Origin of the sequence: Pantoea sp. Tr-811, assembly GCF_011752535.1 — a bacterium.
In the GTDB taxonomy this organism is placed as follows: Bacteria; Pseudomonadota; Gammaproteobacteria; order Pseudomonadales; family Pseudomonadaceae; genus Aquipseudomonas.
Map to the genome: position 1 here is coordinate 97,683 of NZ_VWXJ01000010.1, position 16,627 is coordinate 114,309.

At 61.7% G+C, this 16,627-nt stretch carries 16 protein-coding genes; 3 read left to right on the plus strand and 13 right to left on the minus strand.

The window, feature by feature from the left end; all coding sequences use genetic code 11:
* Positions 1 to 31: 31 nt before the first annotated feature.
* Positions 32 to 940 (plus strand): LysR family transcriptional regulator, encoded by a 909-nt coding sequence (locus tag F3J44_RS16560; RefSeq protein ID WP_167274141.1) that lies wholly within the window; start codon positions 32 to 34, stop codon positions 938 to 940.
* Here F3J44_RS16560 and F3J44_RS16565 read toward each other — a convergent pair.
* Both F3J44_RS16565 and F3J44_RS16570 read right to left on the minus strand, forming a co-directional pair.
* Complete coding sequence (locus tag F3J44_RS16565; RefSeq protein WP_167063631.1) at positions 926 to 1,699, minus strand: substrate-binding domain-containing protein; 774 nt, start codon at positions 1,697 to 1,699, stop codon at positions 926 to 928. The two genes, F3J44_RS16560 and F3J44_RS16565, sit on opposite strands and share 15 nt — an antisense overlap.
* A complete protein-coding gene (locus F3J44_RS16570; RefSeq protein ID WP_167063634.1) occupies positions 1,696 to 2,994 on the minus strand; it encodes an MFS transporter in 1,299 nt (432 codons plus the stop codon). Before F3J44_RS16570 ends, F3J44_RS16565 begins: the two co-directional genes overlap by 4 nt.
* Positions 2,995 to 3,231: 237 nt before the next feature.
* Here F3J44_RS16570 and F3J44_RS16575 point away from each other — a divergent pair, with 237 nt between their 5' ends.
* Positions 3,232 to 4,854, plus strand: coding sequence for a tyrosinase family protein (locus F3J44_RS16575; RefSeq protein WP_167274144.1), 1,623 nt, complete (start codon positions 3,232 to 3,234; stop codon positions 4,852 to 4,854).
* 33 nt (positions 4,855 to 4,887) lie between these two features.
* Here F3J44_RS16575 and F3J44_RS16580 read toward each other — a convergent pair whose 3' ends face one another.
* Positions 4,888 to 5,598 carry a DUF2182 domain-containing protein gene (locus tag F3J44_RS16580; RefSeq protein WP_167274148.1) on the minus strand — a complete coding sequence of 237 codons (711 nt, stop codon included), beginning with the start codon at positions 5,596 to 5,598 and terminating at the stop codon, positions 4,888 to 4,890.
* Positions 5,599 to 5,963: 365 nt separating this feature from the next.
* Between F3J44_RS16580 and F3J44_RS16585 the strand changes: the two genes are divergently transcribed.
* Complete coding sequence (locus F3J44_RS16585; protein ID WP_205299938.1) at positions 5,964 to 6,485, plus strand: DapH/DapD/GlmU-related protein; 522 nt, start codon at positions 5,964 to 5,966, stop codon at positions 6,483 to 6,485.
* Positions 6,486 to 6,539: 54 nt separating this feature from the next.
* Here the strand turns inward: F3J44_RS16585 and glmS are convergent, their stop codons facing one another.
* From glmS to atpE, 10 genes are all read right to left on the minus strand, one after another.
* The gene (gene glmS, locus F3J44_RS16590; RefSeq protein WP_167274151.1) at positions 6,540 to 8,375 is read right to left on the minus strand and encodes a glutamine--fructose-6-phosphate transaminase (isomerizing); all 1,836 of its coding nucleotides are present in this window, start codon (positions 8,373 to 8,375) and stop codon (positions 6,540 to 6,542) included.
* Between the two features lie 2 nt (positions 8,376 to 8,377).
* Complete coding sequence (locus tag F3J44_RS16595) at positions 8,378 to 9,154, minus strand: DeoR/GlpR family DNA-binding transcription regulator (protein ID WP_167274154.1); 777 nt, start codon at positions 9,152 to 9,154, stop codon at positions 8,378 to 8,380.
* A gap of 266 nt (positions 9,155 to 9,420) precedes the next feature.
* On the minus strand, positions 9,421 to 10,788 hold the full coding sequence (gene glmU, locus F3J44_RS16600; protein WP_167274157.1) for a bifunctional UDP-N-acetylglucosamine diphosphorylase/glucosamine-1-phosphate N-acetyltransferase GlmU: 1,368 nt from the start codon (positions 10,786 to 10,788) through the stop codon (positions 9,421 to 9,423).
* A 121-nt stretch (positions 10,789 to 10,909) separates the two neighbouring features.
* Positions 10,910 to 11,329 carry a F0F1 ATP synthase subunit epsilon gene (locus F3J44_RS16605; RefSeq protein WP_167063652.1) on the minus strand — a complete coding sequence of 140 codons (420 nt, stop codon included), beginning with the start codon at positions 11,327 to 11,329 and terminating at the stop codon, positions 10,910 to 10,912.
* 44 nt (positions 11,330 to 11,373) lie between these two features.
* Positions 11,374 to 12,750, minus strand: a complete 1,377-nt coding sequence (atpD, locus tag F3J44_RS16610) for a F0F1 ATP synthase subunit beta (protein ID WP_167274160.1) — start codon at positions 12,748 to 12,750, stop codon at positions 11,374 to 11,376.
* A 27-nt stretch (positions 12,751 to 12,777) separates the two neighbouring features.
* On the minus strand, positions 12,778 to 13,638 hold the full coding sequence (gene atpG / locus F3J44_RS16615) for a F0F1 ATP synthase subunit gamma (protein WP_013974905.1): 861 nt from the start codon (positions 13,636 to 13,638) through the stop codon (positions 12,778 to 12,780).
* Between the two features lie 48 nt (positions 13,639 to 13,686).
* The gene (gene atpA / locus F3J44_RS16620; RefSeq protein WP_085676550.1) at positions 13,687 to 15,231 is read right to left on the minus strand and encodes a F0F1 ATP synthase subunit alpha; all 1,545 of its coding nucleotides are present in this window, start codon (positions 15,229 to 15,231) and stop codon (positions 13,687 to 13,689) included.
* A 21-nt stretch (positions 15,232 to 15,252) separates the two neighbouring features.
* On the minus strand, positions 15,253 to 15,789 hold the full coding sequence (locus F3J44_RS16625; protein ID WP_167274163.1) for a F0F1 ATP synthase subunit delta: 537 nt from the start codon (positions 15,787 to 15,789) through the stop codon (positions 15,253 to 15,255).
* A gap of 12 nt (positions 15,790 to 15,801) precedes the next feature.
* Entirely contained in the window at positions 15,802 to 16,272 is a 471-nt protein-coding gene (locus tag F3J44_RS16630) for a F0F1 ATP synthase subunit B (RefSeq protein WP_027917106.1), read from the minus strand.
* Between the two features lie 57 nt (positions 16,273 to 16,329).
* Complete coding sequence (gene atpE, locus F3J44_RS16635) at positions 16,330 to 16,587, minus strand: F0F1 ATP synthase subunit C (protein WP_003097235.1); 258 nt, start codon at positions 16,585 to 16,587, stop codon at positions 16,330 to 16,332.
* Between the last annotated feature and the right edge of the window lie 40 nt (positions 16,588 to 16,627).

The window sequence follows — 16,627 nt, forward strand, 5'->3', positions numbered from 1 at the left end:
TGCTTTCGATCAAACCAGCGGAGCCCACCGGGTGAGCATCAACTTCGACCTGAACGACCTGCAGGCTTTTCGCGCCGTTGTCGAGCAAGGCAACTTCCGCCGCGCTGCCGACACCATCCGCATCACCCAGTCGGCCCTGAGCCGGCGCATCGAAAAGCTCGAGTCGGCGCTGGGCGTGAAGCTGCTCGAACGCACCACGCGCAAGGTGTCGCTGACCAACGTGGGGCGCGCCTTCCTGCCCCAGGTGGAGCGCCTGCTCGATGACCTCGACCTGGCCTTGCTCAGTGTCGGCGACGGTGGCTCGCTGCGCACCGGCAACCTGACCATCGCCTGCGTACCCTCTGCCGCCTACTACTTCATGCCCCACGCGATTCGCGCCTTCCATGCTCAGTACCCAAAGGTGCGCATCAACCTGTACGACGCTTCCGCCAACGAAGTGAGCGCCGCCGTGGCATCCGGCGAGGCCGATTTTGGCCTGAGCTTCACCGGCAACCTTGCCCCGGAAATCGACTTCAGCGTGCTGCTGGAAGAGCGCTACGTGATCGCCTGCCGCCGGGACCATCCGCTGGCCGAGTACGAACAGGTGACCTGGGCGCAAGCCTACACGCACGACTACATCACCCTGGGCAAGTCCTCGGGCAACCGCCTGGTGCTGGACAGGGCCTTGAGTGGCATGAAGATAGAGAAGGAAAGCGTGTGCCAGGCCCGCCACGTCACCACGCTGCTGGGCCTGATCGAAGCGGGCTTGGGCATTGCCGCGGTGCCCTCGATCGCCTTGCCGATGACGCCGCACCCGATACTCGCCAGCATTGCACTGGTCGAACCGCAGGTCACGCGCAAGATGGGCCTGCTCAAGCGCCGCGGCCGCACGCTGACCCCAGCGGCACTTGAGATGGAACGGCTGATTCGCGAACTGCCCGGGGTGCTACCGGGCGACTGAATCCAGGCCGGTGGCGCGTACCGCAGGTTGTACGCCGGGCGAGGAAAGGTACTGCAGCAACTGCTTCGCTTCAGCCGGATGCTCGGCGTTTTTCGGCACACCAGCGGCGAAGCGGGTCACCGACTGCAAGCTTTCCGGAATCTTGCCCACGTAGGTCACGCCTGGCACTGGCAGCAGTTCGGCCACCTGCTGGAAGCCAAGCTGGTAGGTGCCCTGGGCAACCTGCGAGGCCACCGGGATACGCTCGATCATGGTGCTCTTGCCAACCAACTGGTCTTCGATACCCAGCTTTTTATACAGCTGCTTCTCGATGTACACGCCGCTGGCGCTGTCCGAGTAGGCTACCGACCGCGCCGCCAGCAGAGCTTGCTTGAGCTCGGCGGCGGTGCCGATCGCAGGCTTGGCCTGCCCTGCCTTCACCACCATGCCAATGCGCGAGTCCGCCAGCTCTACCCGCGAAGCCGGGTCGACCTTGCCTTGGCGGATCAGCTCATCCAGCGCGTAGCCGACCATGATCACCACATCAGCATGCTCACCGCGCGCCAGGCGATTGGGGATGGCCTCCGGAGCCTTGCCCATGGAAGGGCCGAGTACCGTCACCAGGGTGTCACCGCTTTGCGTGGCGTACTGGGGGCCGAGCTGCTTGTAGGCGGCAGTGAAGCCGCCGGAGGTCATTACCGTCAACTCCGCTGCCTGGGCAGCGAGGCTGCAGCTGGCAACCAGGGCGGCTGCCAGTACCGTTTTGAACGCGGCCTTCATACGGTCACCGGTACGCGATTAGCCAGGCGGCGGTAGAGCAACCAGGTCGCGACGAATGCGCACAGCGCGGCAACCATCAGCCAGTAGGCCGGTGCAGCCTTGTCGCCGGTTTCATGGATCATCCAGGTCGAGATGGCTGGGGTGAACCCGCCGAACAGCGCAGTGGCCAGGCTGTAGGCCAGCGAGAAGCCCGCCACCCGCACTTCCACCGGCATGATTTCAGTCAACGCCGGAATCATCGCACCGTTGTACATGCCATACAGGAACGAGAACCACAGCAGCACTTCAAGCATGTGGCCAAAGCTCGGCGACTGGGCCAGGTAGGTCAGTGCCGGGTAGGCGGTGATCAAGGTCATCAGCGACATGGCGAGCAACAGCGGCTTGCGCCCGAAACGGTCACTGAGGGTGCCGCCGATGGGCAGCCAGATGAAGTTCGACACCGCCACCAGCAAGGTCACCAGCAGCGCATCGCCTGTGCTCAGTTGCAGCACGGTCTTGCCGAAGGTCGGGGCGTATACGGTAATCATGTAGAACGCCGTGGTGGTCATGGCGACCATCAGCATGCCAAACAGCACAACCCCGGCGTTGGCCAACAACGTAGCCATTACCTGTTTCATGGTTGGGCGGTGCTCGCGAGCCGCGAACTCTTCGGTTTCTTGCAGGTTACGCCGCAACAGGAAGATCACCGGGATAATCATGCAGCCCACAGCGAACGGCACGCGCCAGCCCCACTGGGAGATGTCGGCAGGCGACAGCCACTCGTTCAGGGCAAAGCCCAGCGCGGCGGCAACCACGATCGCCACCTGCTGGCTCGCAGACTGCCAGCTGGCGTAGAAACCCTTGTGCCCGGGTGTGGCCATCTCGGCCAGGTACACCGACACCCCGCCCAACTCGGCACCGGCCGAGAAGCCCTGCAGCAGGCGCCCGATCAATACCAGTGCCGGCGCCAGCAAGCCGATGCTCGCGTAGCCGGGCACCAGCACGATCAGCAAGGTGCCGCTGGCCATGATTCCCAGGGTGACGATAAGCCCTTTGCGCCGGCCCACATCGTCAATGTACGCACCCAGGATCACCGCACCCAGCGGGCGCATGAGGAAGCCTGCGCCGAACACGGCGAAGGTCATCATCAACGAGGCGAATTCATTGGAGGCGGGGAAGAACGCCGCCGCAATGTGCGTGGCATAGAAGCCGAACAGGAAGAAGTCGAACTGTTCGAGGAAATTCCCGGACGTGACCCGGAAGACCATACTGGCCTTGGACTTGCCCTCGGAGGCCGAGCGTGACGGCAGACTCATGGTGGATCTCCAGCGTTTCTTAATAATTGTAAGTGCTTATTTCCGGAATGATGGGTGAAACGGGCGCTGGAGATAATCGTTCATTTTTCATTAATTGATGCGCAGGCGCGATCAATCAACAAGCGAAGCGACCGTTTGGCGTCTGGCCAGGCGCTTTGGCAAAGGCCGGATATGCTGTCGCATGGAGCAGTAAATACCCCCGAATAATGGGGGCCATCGGCAACAAGGAGGTTCACCATGTCATCCACCCCGCGTGTCCGCCGTTCACTCAGCGATATCCAGCACGACTACGATCAGGGCAACAAAACCGAGCTGGAAAACCTGGTTCGTGCCTGGAAAGGCATCAAGGAATTGCCCGCAAACGACCCCAACTCCTTCTTCACCCTCGGCGGCCTGCACGGTGAGCCATTCCGTGACCAGGGCAAGACCGACCCCAACTGGTGGGGCGGCTACTGCCAGCACGGCACGGTGCTGTTCCCCAGCTGGCACCGCGCCTACCTGTGGCGCCTGGAAGAGGCCCTGCGCAGCATCCCCGGGTGCAAGGACGTCACCCTGCCGTTCTGGGATGAATGCAGCGACGAGTCGCGGGAAAAAGGCCTGCCCTCGGCACTGACCCAGGAGTTCTTCGTGCTCGATGGCAAGCGGATCGAGAACCCCCTGCGCTCGTTCGTGTTCCCCAAGGCCATCGTCGACGAGGTGAAGGGCACGCCGATCATCTACAGCAAGCCCGAAGGCTACGAAACGGTGCGCTACCCGTTGTCCGGCCTGGTGGGCACCGAAGCCGACCGTATCGCCACCAAGCTGCACAACAGCCGGTTCCCCAACCACGTGCAGAACGTGAAGTACCTAAACGACAACATCAGCACCTGGCTCAGCGGCAAGATCAAGATCGGCGGCAAATGGCGCGGTGAAGTGTTCAGCCGCTTCGAAAGCTGCCTGGATGCGCCCACCTACACCCTGTTCTCCAACACCACCTCCACCGCCGCCAGCAATGCCAGCGCCCCCGCTGGCACCCACTACGTGTCACTGGAGGAGCCACACAACTTCATGCACCTGGCCGTGGGCGGTTTCGACTACCCAGGCCAAGGCGACAGCTCGGCGATCCCTGGGGCCAATGGCGACATGGGCGAGAACGAAACCGCTGGCCTGGACCCGATCTTCTTCTTCCACCACTGCTTCATCGACTACGTGTTCTGGACCTGGCAACGCCGGCAAGGCGCTACCGATGAGTTCAGCATCGACGCCAAGGACCCCGGCGCCAGCTACTACAAGCCTGACGGCGTGCAACCGCCCGCGGGCGCAGCAGGCCTGGACCCGAACGCCATCCTCGGCCTGCAAACCACCCTCGACCCCTTCGTCAAGGCTGATGGCAAGCCGTTCACCACGGCCGATTGCATCAACATCGAGAAGCAGCTCGGCTACGTCTACGGCAAGGGCTCGCTGGACGCCTACGCCCAACGCACCAAGCAGGCACTGTTCATGGCCGGTGCGGTGCAGCCTGAAGGCAAGACGCTGCGGGTCAGCCGCATCAACCGGGGCAAGATCCGTGGCTCGTTCCTGATCAGCGCCTATGCCACGGTCGACGGCAAGCGCGAGTACCTGGGCACCCGGCCGATCCTCAGCCGTTGGCACGTCGAAGGTTGCATGAACTGCCAGACTCACCTGGAAGCCACCGCCACCTTCAAGCTGCCGCTGAACGCCAACAACACGGCAATCGATGAAAGCGGCATCGAGGTGGAGGTGCAGACCCGCGACACGGTGCTCAAGCGCCCCAGCGGCGCTGGCCTGCTGGCCAGCGGTAATGCCGCGGCCGCCACTGCCACGCCAACCGAGGTGCCGTTCAAGCTGGAAACCTTCTGACCCAGCGCCAGCGCGGCGGCTTTGCCGCCGCGCTCAGGTGTGCAGGTGCTGGCTGCGCTCGTGGGCGATGATGACGGCACCGGCCAGCATCAAGGGCACGTGCACCGCTGGCAGGCAAAACGCGATCAACATCAACGGCCAGCAGGTGGCGCAGCACCACAGCCCGTGCATCACGCCCAGCCCGCCTGCCTGAGCCGGCCCCAGCAGGCCCGAGCGTTTCGCGCCAGGTTGCAGATGGCAGTGGTCAAGGCTTCGGGCGCGCAAGGCGCTGAACTGCCACACCCCTCCCGCCAGCAACGCCAACAACCCGGCCGCCAGTTCCGACCCGCTGAATGACACCAGCAACAGGGCCACCATCAGCAGCAGCGCACAGCCCAGCAGCCACACCCAGAAATAGCCGAGCAAGAACGCCACGGTTGCCGGCCCACGGCCCTGCGCCCACAGGCCGAGCAAAGGCCGGTACAGCGCCGGTGACATCATCGCGATCAACATCAGGCCCACCGCGGCAATGAAGCCGCCAAGGTCCATGCTCGCGTAGTACAGCCGCAGCAACGCCCAGCCTTCGGCCAGCAGCGATGCCGAGGCGGTGATGCAGAACGATTGAAGATCACCGTGCAGGTTGTCCTGCAGTGCCATGAAGGCAATGGCAAGGGCGCTGGCCCCCCACAGGGCGCACTTGAGCGGGTCGTTGCCGATGTCGCGCAGCCACGCATGAAAGAGCCTGGAGCGATGAGTGCTGGCCATGAACCGACCTCCCTGTCATCGACTGTCACGGCACTGCCTGCGCCGCGCACCTGACTATAGGGCAGGTTCATCCAATGCGCCGCTGCGCTCCGTCGGCTGGGTTCAGCGGTACTGATAACGCCCGCCGCCAGGGCAGCGGTGGGGCACCGGTAGGAGCGAGCGTAGCTCGCGATGGGGCGCGCAGCGGCCCCAGCAGGGCCTCAGCTTCGCGGCTAATAACGCCGGGGCTGCATTGCAGCCCATCGCGAGCTGCGCTCGCTCCTACACCACAGTGCAAGGTTGTGTCGGAATTGCCCTCTTCAGCCAAGCGAAGTGCTACCGATAACCTTTGTTCACACTCACAGTTTCAGGCCCGGAACCTTCGCGTGCTGCTATTCATCGCCAAGCTCAAACGTACCCTCACCCCTCGCCAGTACATTCGCCTGCTCGACACACACGACCTGGGCAAGAAGGTGTCCAACCGCCTGATGGCCAAGGTGGGCATCAGTACCGAAGGCAAGGTGGTCATTCGTCCGCCGTTCTACTTCGAACAGGGCAATCTGGAGCTGGGCGAAGGCGCCTTCATCAACAGCGGCTGCGTGTTCCTGGACGAAGCGCCCATTCGCATCGGCCGCTACGCCATGCTTGGCCCGCAGGTGCGCTTGTGCACCACCAGCCACGATGTTCACCCAGAGCGGCGCAAGAGCAACGATTTCACTGCACCGATCACGGTAAGCGACAACGCCTGGATCGGCGCCGGGTGTGTGGTGCTACCGGGTGTGAGTATCGGGTGCAATAGCGTGGTTGCCGCCAACAGCGTGGTGACCGAGGATGTTCCGCCCAATGCGCTGTACGCGGGCTCGCCGGCACGTTTCAAGAAGTGGCTGGTGGTGCCAGAGCAGGTGTGAGGAAGACCGTGGCCCCCGTAGGAGGCCACGGTCACGCAGGCAAGGCCCGGTGGCTTACTCCACCGTCACCGATTTGGCCAGGTTGCGCGGCTGGTCGACGTCGGTGCCCTTGAGCACCGCCACGTAGTACGACAGCAATTGCAGCGGGATGGTGTAGAGAATCGGCGCCAGCTCATCGGCAATGTGCGGCACCTTGATCACGTGGGTGCCTTCGCCATTGCTCATACCGGCCTGCTCGTCGGCAAACACCACCAGCTCACCGCCACGGGCACGCACTTCCTGCAGGTTGGACTTGAGCTTTTCCAGCAGTTCGTTGTTCGGCGCCACGGTCACCACCGGCATGTCGCTGTCCACCAGGGCCAGCGGGCCGTGCTTGAGCTCACCGGCCGGGTAGGCTTCGGCGTGGATGTAGGAGATTTCCTTGAGCTTGAGCGCACCTTCCATGGCCACTGGGTACTGCGCGCCACGGCCGAGGAACAGGGTGTGGTGCTTGTCGGCGAACAGCTCGGCGATCTTCTCCACGGTGCTGTCCATCGCCAGCGCTTCGCCCAGGCGGGTTGGCAGGCGGCGCAGCTCTTCCACCAACGAGGCTTCCACGCCCGCTTCCACGCTGCCGCGCACCTGGCCCAGGGCCAGGGTCAGCAGCATCAGCGAAACCAGCTGGGTGGTGAAGGCCTTGGTCGAGGCCACGCCGATTTCCGGGCCGGCCAGGGTCAGCAGGGTCAGGTCGGACTCGCGTACCAGCGAGCTGATGCCCACGTTGCAGATAGCCAGGCTGCCGAGGAAGCCCAGCTCCTTGGCGTTGCGCAGGGCCGCCAGGGTGTCGGCGGTTTCGCCAGACTGGGAGATCGAGACGAACAGGGTGTCAGGCTGTACCACCACCTTGCGGTAGCGGAATTCGCTGGCCACTTCCACCTGGCAGGGGATGCCGGCCAGGCTTTCCAGCCAGTAACGGGCAACCATGCCGGCGTGGTAGCTGGTGCCGCAGGCGACGATCTGCACGTTGCGTACCTTGGCGAACAGCTCGGCAGCTTGCGGGCCGAAGGCCTGGACCAGCACGTGGTCCTTGCCCAGGCGGCCTTCCAGGGTGCGCTGAACCACGGTTGGCTGCTCGTGGATTTCCTTGAGCATGAAGTGGCGATAGGCGCCCTTGTCGGCGGCTTCCGCGCCCTCGTGGTACTGCACGGCTTCACGCTGCACCGGCTGGCCGGCCTGGTTCCAGATCTGTACCTGGTCACGGCGGATTTCGGCGATATCGCCCTCCTCCAGGTACATGAAGCGGTCGGTTACCTGGCGCAGGGCCAGCTGGTCGGAGGCCAGGAAGTTCTCGCCATGGCCCAGGCCGATCACCAGTGGGCTGCCGCTGCGGGCCGCGACCAGGCGGTCCGGTTGCTTGGCGCTGATCAGTGCCAGGCCATAGGCACCGTGCAGGCGCTTGACCGCGACCTTCAGCGCATCGGCCAGGTCCGCAACGGTCTTGAGGGTGTGGTGGATCAGGTGAACGATGACTTCGGTGTCGGTCTGCGACGCGAACACGTAGCCCAGGCCCTTCAACTCCTCACGCAGTTCTTCGTGGTTCTCGATGATGCCGTTGTGCACCACGGCCACTTCGTTGGCGGAGAAATGCGGGTGGGCGTTACCTTCGGTGGGGGCACCGTGGGTGGCCCAGCGGGTGTGGGCGATGCCCAGCTGGCCGTTCAGCGGCTCAGCGGCAACGGCGGCTTCCAGCTCGGCGACCTTGCCGATGCGGCGGCGGCGTTGCAGCTCGCCCTGCTGGGTGTAGACCGCCAGGCCGGCGCTGTCGTACCCACGGTATTCAAGACGCTTGAGGCCTTCGATGAGAATGGCTGTGATGTTGCGCTCGGCTACGGCACCAACGATTCCACACATGGTTATTGCTCCTGGCTGATCGCGGCGCAGATCAGGTTGATGCCGCGGGCTTGAATCTGTTCGCGTGCCGCTTCGGGCAGGCGCTCGTCTGTAATAAGGGTGTGCACGCTGCCCCAAGGCAGCTCAAGGTTGGGGATCTTGCGCCCCACCTTGTCGGACTCGACCATCACGATCACTTCCCGGGCCACCTCGGCCATGACCCGGCTCAGGCCCAGCAGTTCATTGAAGGTGGTGGTGCCACGGCCCAGGTCGATGCCATCGGCGCCGATGAACAGTTGGTCGAAATCGTAAGAGCGTAGTACCTGCTCGGCGACCTGGCCCTGGAACGACTCGGAGTGCGGGTCCCAGGTGCCGCCGGTCATCAGCAGCACAGGTTCGTGCTCCAGATCACTGATGGCGCGGGCCACATTCAACGAGTTGGTCATCACCACCAAACCTGGCTGGCGCCCCAGCTCGGGAATCATGGCCGCCGTGGTGCTGCCGCTGTCGATGATGATCCGCGCATGTTCGCGGATGCGGGCCACGGCGGCGCGGGCGATGGCCTTCTTGTAGGCGGACACAGGCTGCACGGTTTCACCCAGCATTTCCTGCGGCACCGGCACCGCGCCACCATAGCGGCGCAGCAGCAGCCCATTGGCCTCAAGTGCTGCGAGGTCCTTGCGGATGGTCACTTCCGAGGTTTCGAAACGCTTGGCCAAGGCGTCGACACTGACTTCGCCTTGCTCGCTGAGCAGGGCGAGGATGTTGTGGCGGCGTTGGGGGGTGTTTCGTTTCGACATGAGCGTTTAAGTTTCGATTCGAAAGATAATGATTGCAATCAAAACCTAAGATGGGCGTTTCGTCAAGCTGTGGATAAAATTTCCAAGCAGAAAGTCCCGCCTCTGTAGGAGCGGGCTTGCCCCGCGAAGCAGGCACTGCGGTGGATGGCACCGGCTCTGCCGGTGTTCGCGGGGCAAGCCCGCTCCTACAAGGAGATTTGTACAGACCATAAAAAAGCCGGCTTATTCACATAAGCCGGCTTTCGATTGAATCAGCTGTGTATAACTCAGCTTTTCTTGATCTTCTCCGGGCGCTTCCAGCCCGAGATGTTGCGCTGGCGCGCACGGGCCACCGCCAGATCACCGGCTTCAACCGCCTGGGTGATGGTCGAACCGGCAGCGGTGGTGGCACCGGCCTTGATTTCCACAGGCGCGACCAACGAGTTGTTCGAGCCGATGAACACGTCCTCGCCCATCACGGTCTTGAATTTGTTGGCGCCGTCATAGTTGCAGGTGATGGTGCCAGCGCCAATGTTGGTGCGCGCACCGATTTCGGCATCGCCCAGGTAGGTCAGGTGGCCGGCCTTGGCACCTTCGCCCAGGTGCGCGTTCTTCAGCTCCACGAAGTTACCCACATGGGCCTTGGCCTCCAGCACGCTGCCCGGGCGCAGGCGGGCGAACGGGCCGGCATCGCTGCCCTCGCCCATCACCGCACCTTCCAGGTGGCTGTTGGCCTTGATCACCACACCCTTGCGCAAGGTGCTGTTCTTGATCACGCAGTTCGGGCCGATCTGCACGTCGTCCTCGATCACCACCTTGCCTTCGAGGATCACGTTGATGTCGATCAGCACATCACGACCCACGCTCACCTCGCCACGCACATCGAAGCGCGCTGGATCACGCAGGGTCACGCCCAGGGCCATCAGCCGGCGCCCTTCGCGCAGCTGGTAGTGGCGCTCCAGCTCGGACAACTGGCGACGGTCGTTGGCGCCCTGCACTTCCATCGGGTCGTGGGGCTGCTCGGTGGCGACCACCAGGCCATCGGCCACAGCCATGGCGATCACGTCGGTCAGGTAGTACTCGCCCTGGGCGTTGTTGTTGGACAAACGGCCCATCCAGTCAGCAAGGCGCGCGGCAGGCAAGGCGAGGATGCCGGTATTGCCTTCCTTGATTGCCTTCTGCGCGTCACTGGCGTCCTTGTGTTCGACGATGGCAGTTACCTGGCCAGCACCATCGCGCACGATACGGCCATAACCGGTCGGGTCCTGCAGGGTCACGGTGAGCAGGCCCAGCTGCTGGTCGCTGACCTTGGCCAGCAGGCGCTGCAGCGTTTCCACTTCGATCAGCGGCACATCCCCGTACAGCACCAGCACCGTGTCGGCGGTAATGGCCGGCAGTGCCTGGGCCACCGCGTGGCCGGTGCCCAGCTGCTGCTGCTGCATGACGAAGTTCAGGTCGTCTGCCGCCAGGCGCTCACGCACCAGTTCCGCACCGTGGCCGATGACCACGTGGATGCCTTGCGGCTGCAACTGGCGGGCACTGTGGATAACATGGCCGAGCATGGAGTTGCCGGCCACCGGGTGCAGCACCTTGGGCAGCGCGGAGCGCATGCGGGTGCCTTGGCCTGCGGCGAGAATGACGATATCGAGGGACATTGACTGGCTACCGATCCTGGGCGGTCAGGGATGACCGAAGCGGGGAATTCTGAAAAAGAAAAAGGGTAGCCGAGGCTACCCTTTAACTCAATCGCAATGCAGGTTACCGGCCCGGGGCGGGTTACTTGCCTTTGCGCAATTGCTGGACAGTACGCAGCTGAGCAGCAGCCTCGGCCAGACGTGCGGCAGCAGCGCCGTAGTCGAAGTCCGAGCCTTTAGTGTTCAACGCGTTCTCGGCAGCCTTGAGGGCGGCCTGAGCTTGAGCTTCGTCCAGGTCGGCAGCACGCTGCACGGTGTCGGCAAGAACCTTGACCATGTTTGGCTGCACTTCGAGGAAGCCACCAGAGATGTAGTACACCTCTTGAGTGCCACCCTGCTTGGTCAGCGTGATCGGACCAGGCTTGAGATTGGTGATCAGCGGCGCGTGGCCTGGAGCGATACCCAGATCGCCCAGGTTGCCGTGCGCTACTACCATCTCGACCAGGCCGGAGAAGATTTCTCCTTCCGCGCTGACGATATCGCAATGGACTGTCATAGCCATCTGCTTGCCTCAACCTGATTAGCGCCCCTTTCGGGGCGCCGGGATTACAGTTTCTTGGCTTTCTCGATCGCTTCGTCGATGCTGCCGACCATGTAGAACGCTTGTTCTGGCAGGTGGTCGTAGTCACCTTTGAGGATGCCGCTGAAGCCAGCGATGGTGTCTTTCAGGGAAACGTACTTGCCTGGCGAACCGGTGAAGACTTCGGCCACGAAGAACGGCTGCGACAGGAAGCGCTGGATCTTACGAGCGCGGGCTACCAGTTGCTTGTCGGTTTCCGACAGTTCGTCCATACCCAGGATCGCGATGATGTCCTTCAGCTCTTTGTAGCGCTGCAGAACATACTGAACGCCACGAGCAGTCTCGTAGTGTTCGGTGCCGATCACGTTCGGGTCCAGCTGGCGCGAAGTCGAGTCCAGTGGGTCGACCGCTGGGTAGATACCCAGGGAGGCGATGTCACGGGACAGAACGACGGTGGCGTCCAAGTGGGCGAAGGTGGTCGCAGGCGACGGGTCGGTCAGGTCGTCCGCAGGTACGTATACGGCCTGAACGGAGGTGATCGAACCTTCTTTGGTCGAAGTGATACGCTCTTGCAGAACGCCCATCTCTTCAGCCAGGGTCGGCTGGTAACCTACTGCCGAAGGCATACGGCCCAGCAGTGCGGATACTTCGGTACCGGCCAGGGTGTAACGATAGATGTTGTCGACGAACAGCAGAACGTCGTTACCTTCGTCACGGAACTTCTCAGCCATGGTCAGGCCGGTCAGCGCTACGCGCAGACGGTTTCCTGGTGGCTCGTTCATCTGACCGTAGACCAGCGCTACTTTGTCGAGAACGTTGGAGTCCTTCATCTCGTGGTAGAAGTCGTTACCCTCACGAGTACGCTCACCCACACCAGCGAACACGGAGTAACCGCTGTGTTCCATGGCGATGTTACGGATCAGTTCCATCATGTTTACGGTCTTGCCGACGCCGGCACCACCGAACAGACCAACTTTACCACCCTTGGCGAACGGGCAAACCAGGTCGATAACCTTGATGCCGGTTTCCAGCAGGTCGTTGCCGCCTGCCTGGTCAGCGAACGAAGGCGCTGGCTGGTGGATACCGCGACGCTCTTCTTCGCCGATCGGGCCGGCTTCGTCGATTGGGTTGCCCAGTACGTCCATGATACGGCCGAGGGTGGCCTTACCAACTGGAACGGAAATGGCAGCGCCGGAGTCAACGACTTCCAGACCGCGCTTCAGGCCTTCGGTCGAGCCCATCGCAATGGTACGAACCACGCCGTCGCCCAGCTGCTGCTGAACTTCCAGGGTGGTTTCCGCGCCTTGTACTTTCAGCGCGTTGTAAACACTCGGCACGACGTCACGTGGGAATTCCACGTCGATGACGGCGCCGATGATTTGAACGATACGTCCGCTACTCATAGCTGGATCCTCTGAATTTTTGAACCGTTAAACCGCGGCAGCGCCGCCGACGATTTCCGAGATCTCCTGGGTGATCGCAGCCTGACGCGCCTTGTTGTAGATCAACTGAAGCTCTTTGATCAAATCACCGGCGTTGTCTGTGGCGTTCTTCATGGCGATCATCCGGGCCGCTTGTTCAGCAGCGTTGTTCTCGACCACCGCCTGGTACACCTGCGACTCCACGTAACGCACCATCAAGCCGTCCAGCAGCTCTTTTGCGTCGGGTTCGTACAGGTAATCCCAGTGGTGCTTGAGATCCTGATCCGGGGTTGCCACCAACGGTACCAATTGCTCGACCGTTGGCTTTTGGGTCATGGTGTTGATGAACTTGTTCGAAACCACCGAGAGGCGATCGATACGGCCGTCCAGGTAGGCGTCCAGCATCACTTTGACGGAGCCGATCAGATCGTTGATCGATGGCTCTTCGCCCAGGTGGCTGATCGCGGCTACGACGTTGCCGCCAAAGATGCGGAAGAAAGTCGCACCCTTGCTGCCGATCACGCACAGGTCGATTTCAACGCCCTGTTCGCGGTTTTCGTTCATGTCCTTGACCAGGGCCTTGAACAGGTTGGTGTTCAAGCCACCGCACAGACCACGGTCACTGCTCACCACGATATAACCGGCGCGCTTTACAGGGCGCTCGATCATGAACGGGTGGCGGTATTCCGGGTTGGCGTTGGCCAGATGACCGATCACCTGGCGGATACGCTCCGCGTAAGGACGGCTAGCAGCCATGCGCATTTGTGCCTTGCGCATCTTGCTGACCGCCACTTTCTCCATGGCGCTGGTAATTTTTTGCGTGCTTTTGATGCTCGCAATCTTACTGCGAATCTCTTTTGCGCCTGCCATGTATCACCTATCAGGTTAGCAAGCGGGGGCCGAAACCCCCGCTGCGGCTTACCAGGTCTGGGTGGCCTTGAACTTCTCGATACCGGCTTTCATGCCAGCGTCGATTTCGTCGTTGAAGTCACCCTTCACGTTGATCTTCGCCATCAGTTCGGCGTGATCACGGTTGAAGTAGGCGATCAGTGCTTGCTCGAAGCTACCGACCTTGGAGACTTCCACGTCAGTCAGGAAACCACGCTCAGCGGCGTACAGCGACAGGGCCATGTCCGCGATGGACATTGGCGCGTACTGCTTCTGCTTCATCAGCTCGGTTACGCGCTGACCATGCTCCAGCTGCTTGCGGGTCGCTTCGTCCAGATCGGAAGCGAACTGGGCGAATGCAGCCAGTTCACGGTACTGAGCCAGAGCGGTACGAATACCACCGGACAGCTTCTTGATGATCTTGGTCTGAGCGGCACCACCTACGCGGGATACCGAAACACCGGCGTTCACTGCAGGGCGGATGCCCGAGTTGAACATGGCCGATTCCAGGAAGATCTGACCGTCGGTGATGGAAATCACGTTGGTCGGAACGAACGCGGAAACGTCGCCAGCCTGGGTTTCGATGATCGGCAGGGCGGTCAGGGAACCGGTCTTGCCAGTGACTGCGCCGTTGGTGAACTTCTCGACGTACTCTTCCGAAACGCGCGATGCACGCTCCAGCAGACGGGAGTGGAGATAGAACACGTCGCCTGGGTACGCTTCACGTCCTGGTGGACGGCGCAGCAGCAGGGAGATCTGACGGTAGGCAACGGCCTGCTTGGACAGGTCATCGTAAACGATCAGGGCGTCTTCACCGCGGTCACGGAAGAACTCGCCCATGGTGCAGCCGGCGTATGGCGCCAGGAACTGCAGTGCGGCGGATTCCGAAGCACTGGCAACGACCACGATGGTGTTGGCCAGGGCGCCGGCTTCTTCCAGCTTGCGAACGATGTTGGCAACGGTGGAACGCTTCTGGCCGACAGCAACATAAACGCAGAAAATACCGGAGTCTTTCTGGTTGATGATGGCGTCGATGGCCATGGCGGTCTTGCCGATCTGACGGTCACCGATGATCAGCTCGCGCTGGCCACGGCCGACAGGGATCATGGCGTCGACGGACTTGTAGCCAGTCTGTACAGGCTGGTCTACCGACTTACGCCAGATCACGCCTGGGGCTACTTTCTCGACCGCGTCGGTCTGGGTGTTGCCCAGAGGACCTTTGCCGTCGATCGGGTTGCCCAGTGCGTCAACGACGCGGCCCAGCAGTTCCTTACCAACTGGAACTTCCAGGATGCGGCCGGTGCACTTGGCGCTCATGCCTTCGGCGAGGGTGTCATAGGCACCCAGGATCACTGCACCTACGGAGTCTTGCTCCAGGTTCAGGGCCATGCCGAATACGCTGCCAGGGAACTCGATCATTTCGCCGTACATGACGTCGGCCAGACCGTGGATCCGCACGATACCGTCGGATACCGAAACAACGGTACCTTCGTTACGGGCTTGGGAGCTCACATCGAGGTTGTCGATGCGGCCCTTGATGATTTCACTAATTTCGGAAGGATTGAGTTGCTGCATTGCTCTGCTGCCCCTTCAAACTCAAGATTTCAATGCTTCGGCCAGTTTCGCGATTTTGCCGCGAACAGAGCCATCGATTACCAGGTCACCAGCGCGGATGACGACGCCGCCAATCAGGCTGGCATCCTCCGACGCGTGCAGGCGCACTTCCTGGCCTAGCCGTGCACTGAGAACCTTGGCGAGTTTGTCTTGCTGTTCTTGGTTCAACGCGAAGGCACTGGTGACTTCCACGTCCACGGATTTCTCTTGCTCGGCCTTGTACAGGTCGAACAGGGCGGCAATCTCCGGCAACAGCAGGAGACGGTCGTTTTCCGCGGCAACATGAATGAAATTCTGTGCCTGTGCATTGAACTTGTCACCGCACACGTCAATGAACGTGGCGGCCTTTTCTCCGCTCGTCAGTCGCGGGGCCTTGAGCAGGCGCTGCATGGTGTCGTCTTGCGACACCGCAGCAGCCAGGCCGAGCATGGCTGACCAATTGGCCAGTTGCTGATGGGCCTGGGCATGCTCAAAGGCAGCCTTAGCGTAAGGTCGGGCCAACGTGGTCAGTTCTGCCATGATCGCCCTCGCTTAAATTTCAGCGGCCAGTTTGTTAACCAGCTCCGCATGCGCGTTTTGATCGATTGTGGCGCCAAGGATCTTTTCAGCACCACCAACGGCCAGGGCACCCACTTGGGCACGCAGGGCGTCTTTAGCGCTGTTCAGTTCCTGTTCGATCTCGGCCAGAGCCTGAGCCTTCACACGGTCAGCTTCGACGCGGGCCTGATCACGGGCTTCCTCGACAAGCTGAGCAGCGCGTTTCTTGCTTTGCTCAATGATTTCGGCTGCCTGTGCTTTAGCTTCACGCAGTTGCTGACCCACTTTCTCTTGGGCCAGCTCCAGGTCGCGAGCTGCGCGGTTGGCAGCGTCCAAGCCGTCGGCAATCTTCTTTTGACGCTCTTGCAGAGCAGTGATGACCGGAGGCCATACGTACTTCATGCAGAAGAGTACAAAAATCAGGAAGGCAACGGATTGGCCAATCAGGGTTGCATTAATGTTCACGCCAACACCTCGCTCGGTCTTAATTCATCACAGCCATCAACTCGTGGAGACGAGTGATTAGCCGGCGATCTGACCAACGAACGGATTCGCGAAGGTGAAGAACAGAGCGATACCAACACCGATCATGGTTACGGCGTCGAGCAGACCGGCAACGATGAACATTTTGACCTGCAGCATTGGAACCATTTCTGGTTGACGCGCAGCGCCTTCCAGGAATTTGCCGCCCAGCAGGCCGAAACCAATGGCGGTACCCAGAGCACCCAGGCCGATCAGCAGAGCAACAGCGATAGCGGTCAGACCAACTACAGTTTCCATCTTTCCTCCCGACTTTTACGTCGTATTGGTTAGGTTTTTA

Coding starts and splice junctions, on each gene's coding strand:
- F3J44_RS16565 (WP_167063631.1), bottom strand. CDS start 1,699: ATGAAGGCCGCGTTCAAAACGGTACTGGCAGCCGCCCTGGTTGCCAGC.
- F3J44_RS16570 (WP_167063634.1), bottom strand. CDS start 2,994: ATGAGTCTGCCGTCACGCTCGGCCTCCGAGGGCAAGTCCAAGGCCAGT.
- F3J44_RS16575 (WP_167274144.1), top strand. CDS start 3,232: ATGTCATCCACCCCGCGTGTCCGCCGTTCACTCAGCGATATCCAGCAC.
- F3J44_RS16580 (WP_167274148.1), bottom strand. CDS start 5,598: ATGGCCAGCACTCATCGCTCCAGGCTCTTTCATGCGTGGCTGCGCGAC.
- glmS (WP_167274151.1), bottom strand. CDS start 8,375: ATGTGTGGAATCGTTGGTGCCGTAGCCGAGCGCAACATCACAGCCATT.
- F3J44_RS16595 (WP_167274154.1), bottom strand. CDS start 9,154: ATGTCGAAACGAAACACCCCCCAACGCCGCCACAACATCCTCGCCCTG.
- glmU (WP_167274157.1), bottom strand. CDS start 10,788: ATGTCCCTCGATATCGTCATTCTCGCCGCAGGCCAAGGCACCCGCATG.
- F3J44_RS16605 (WP_167063652.1), bottom strand. CDS start 11,329: ATGGCTATGACAGTCCATTGCGATATCGTCAGCGCGGAAGGAGAAATC.
- atpD (WP_167274160.1), bottom strand. CDS start 12,750: ATGAGTAGCGGACGTATCGTTCAAATCATCGGCGCCGTCATCGACGTG.
- atpG (WP_013974905.1), bottom strand. CDS start 13,638: ATGGCAGGCGCAAAAGAGATTCGCAGTAAGATTGCGAGCATCAAAAGC.
- atpA (WP_085676550.1), bottom strand. CDS start 15,231: ATGCAGCAACTCAATCCTTCCGAAATTAGTGAAATCATCAAGGGCCGC.
- F3J44_RS16625 (WP_167274163.1), bottom strand. CDS start 15,789: ATGGCAGAACTGACCACGTTGGCCCGACCTTACGCTAAGGCTGCCTTT.
- atpE (WP_003097235.1), bottom strand. CDS start 16,587: ATGGAAACTGTAGTTGGTCTGACCGCTATCGCTGTTGCTCTGCTGATC.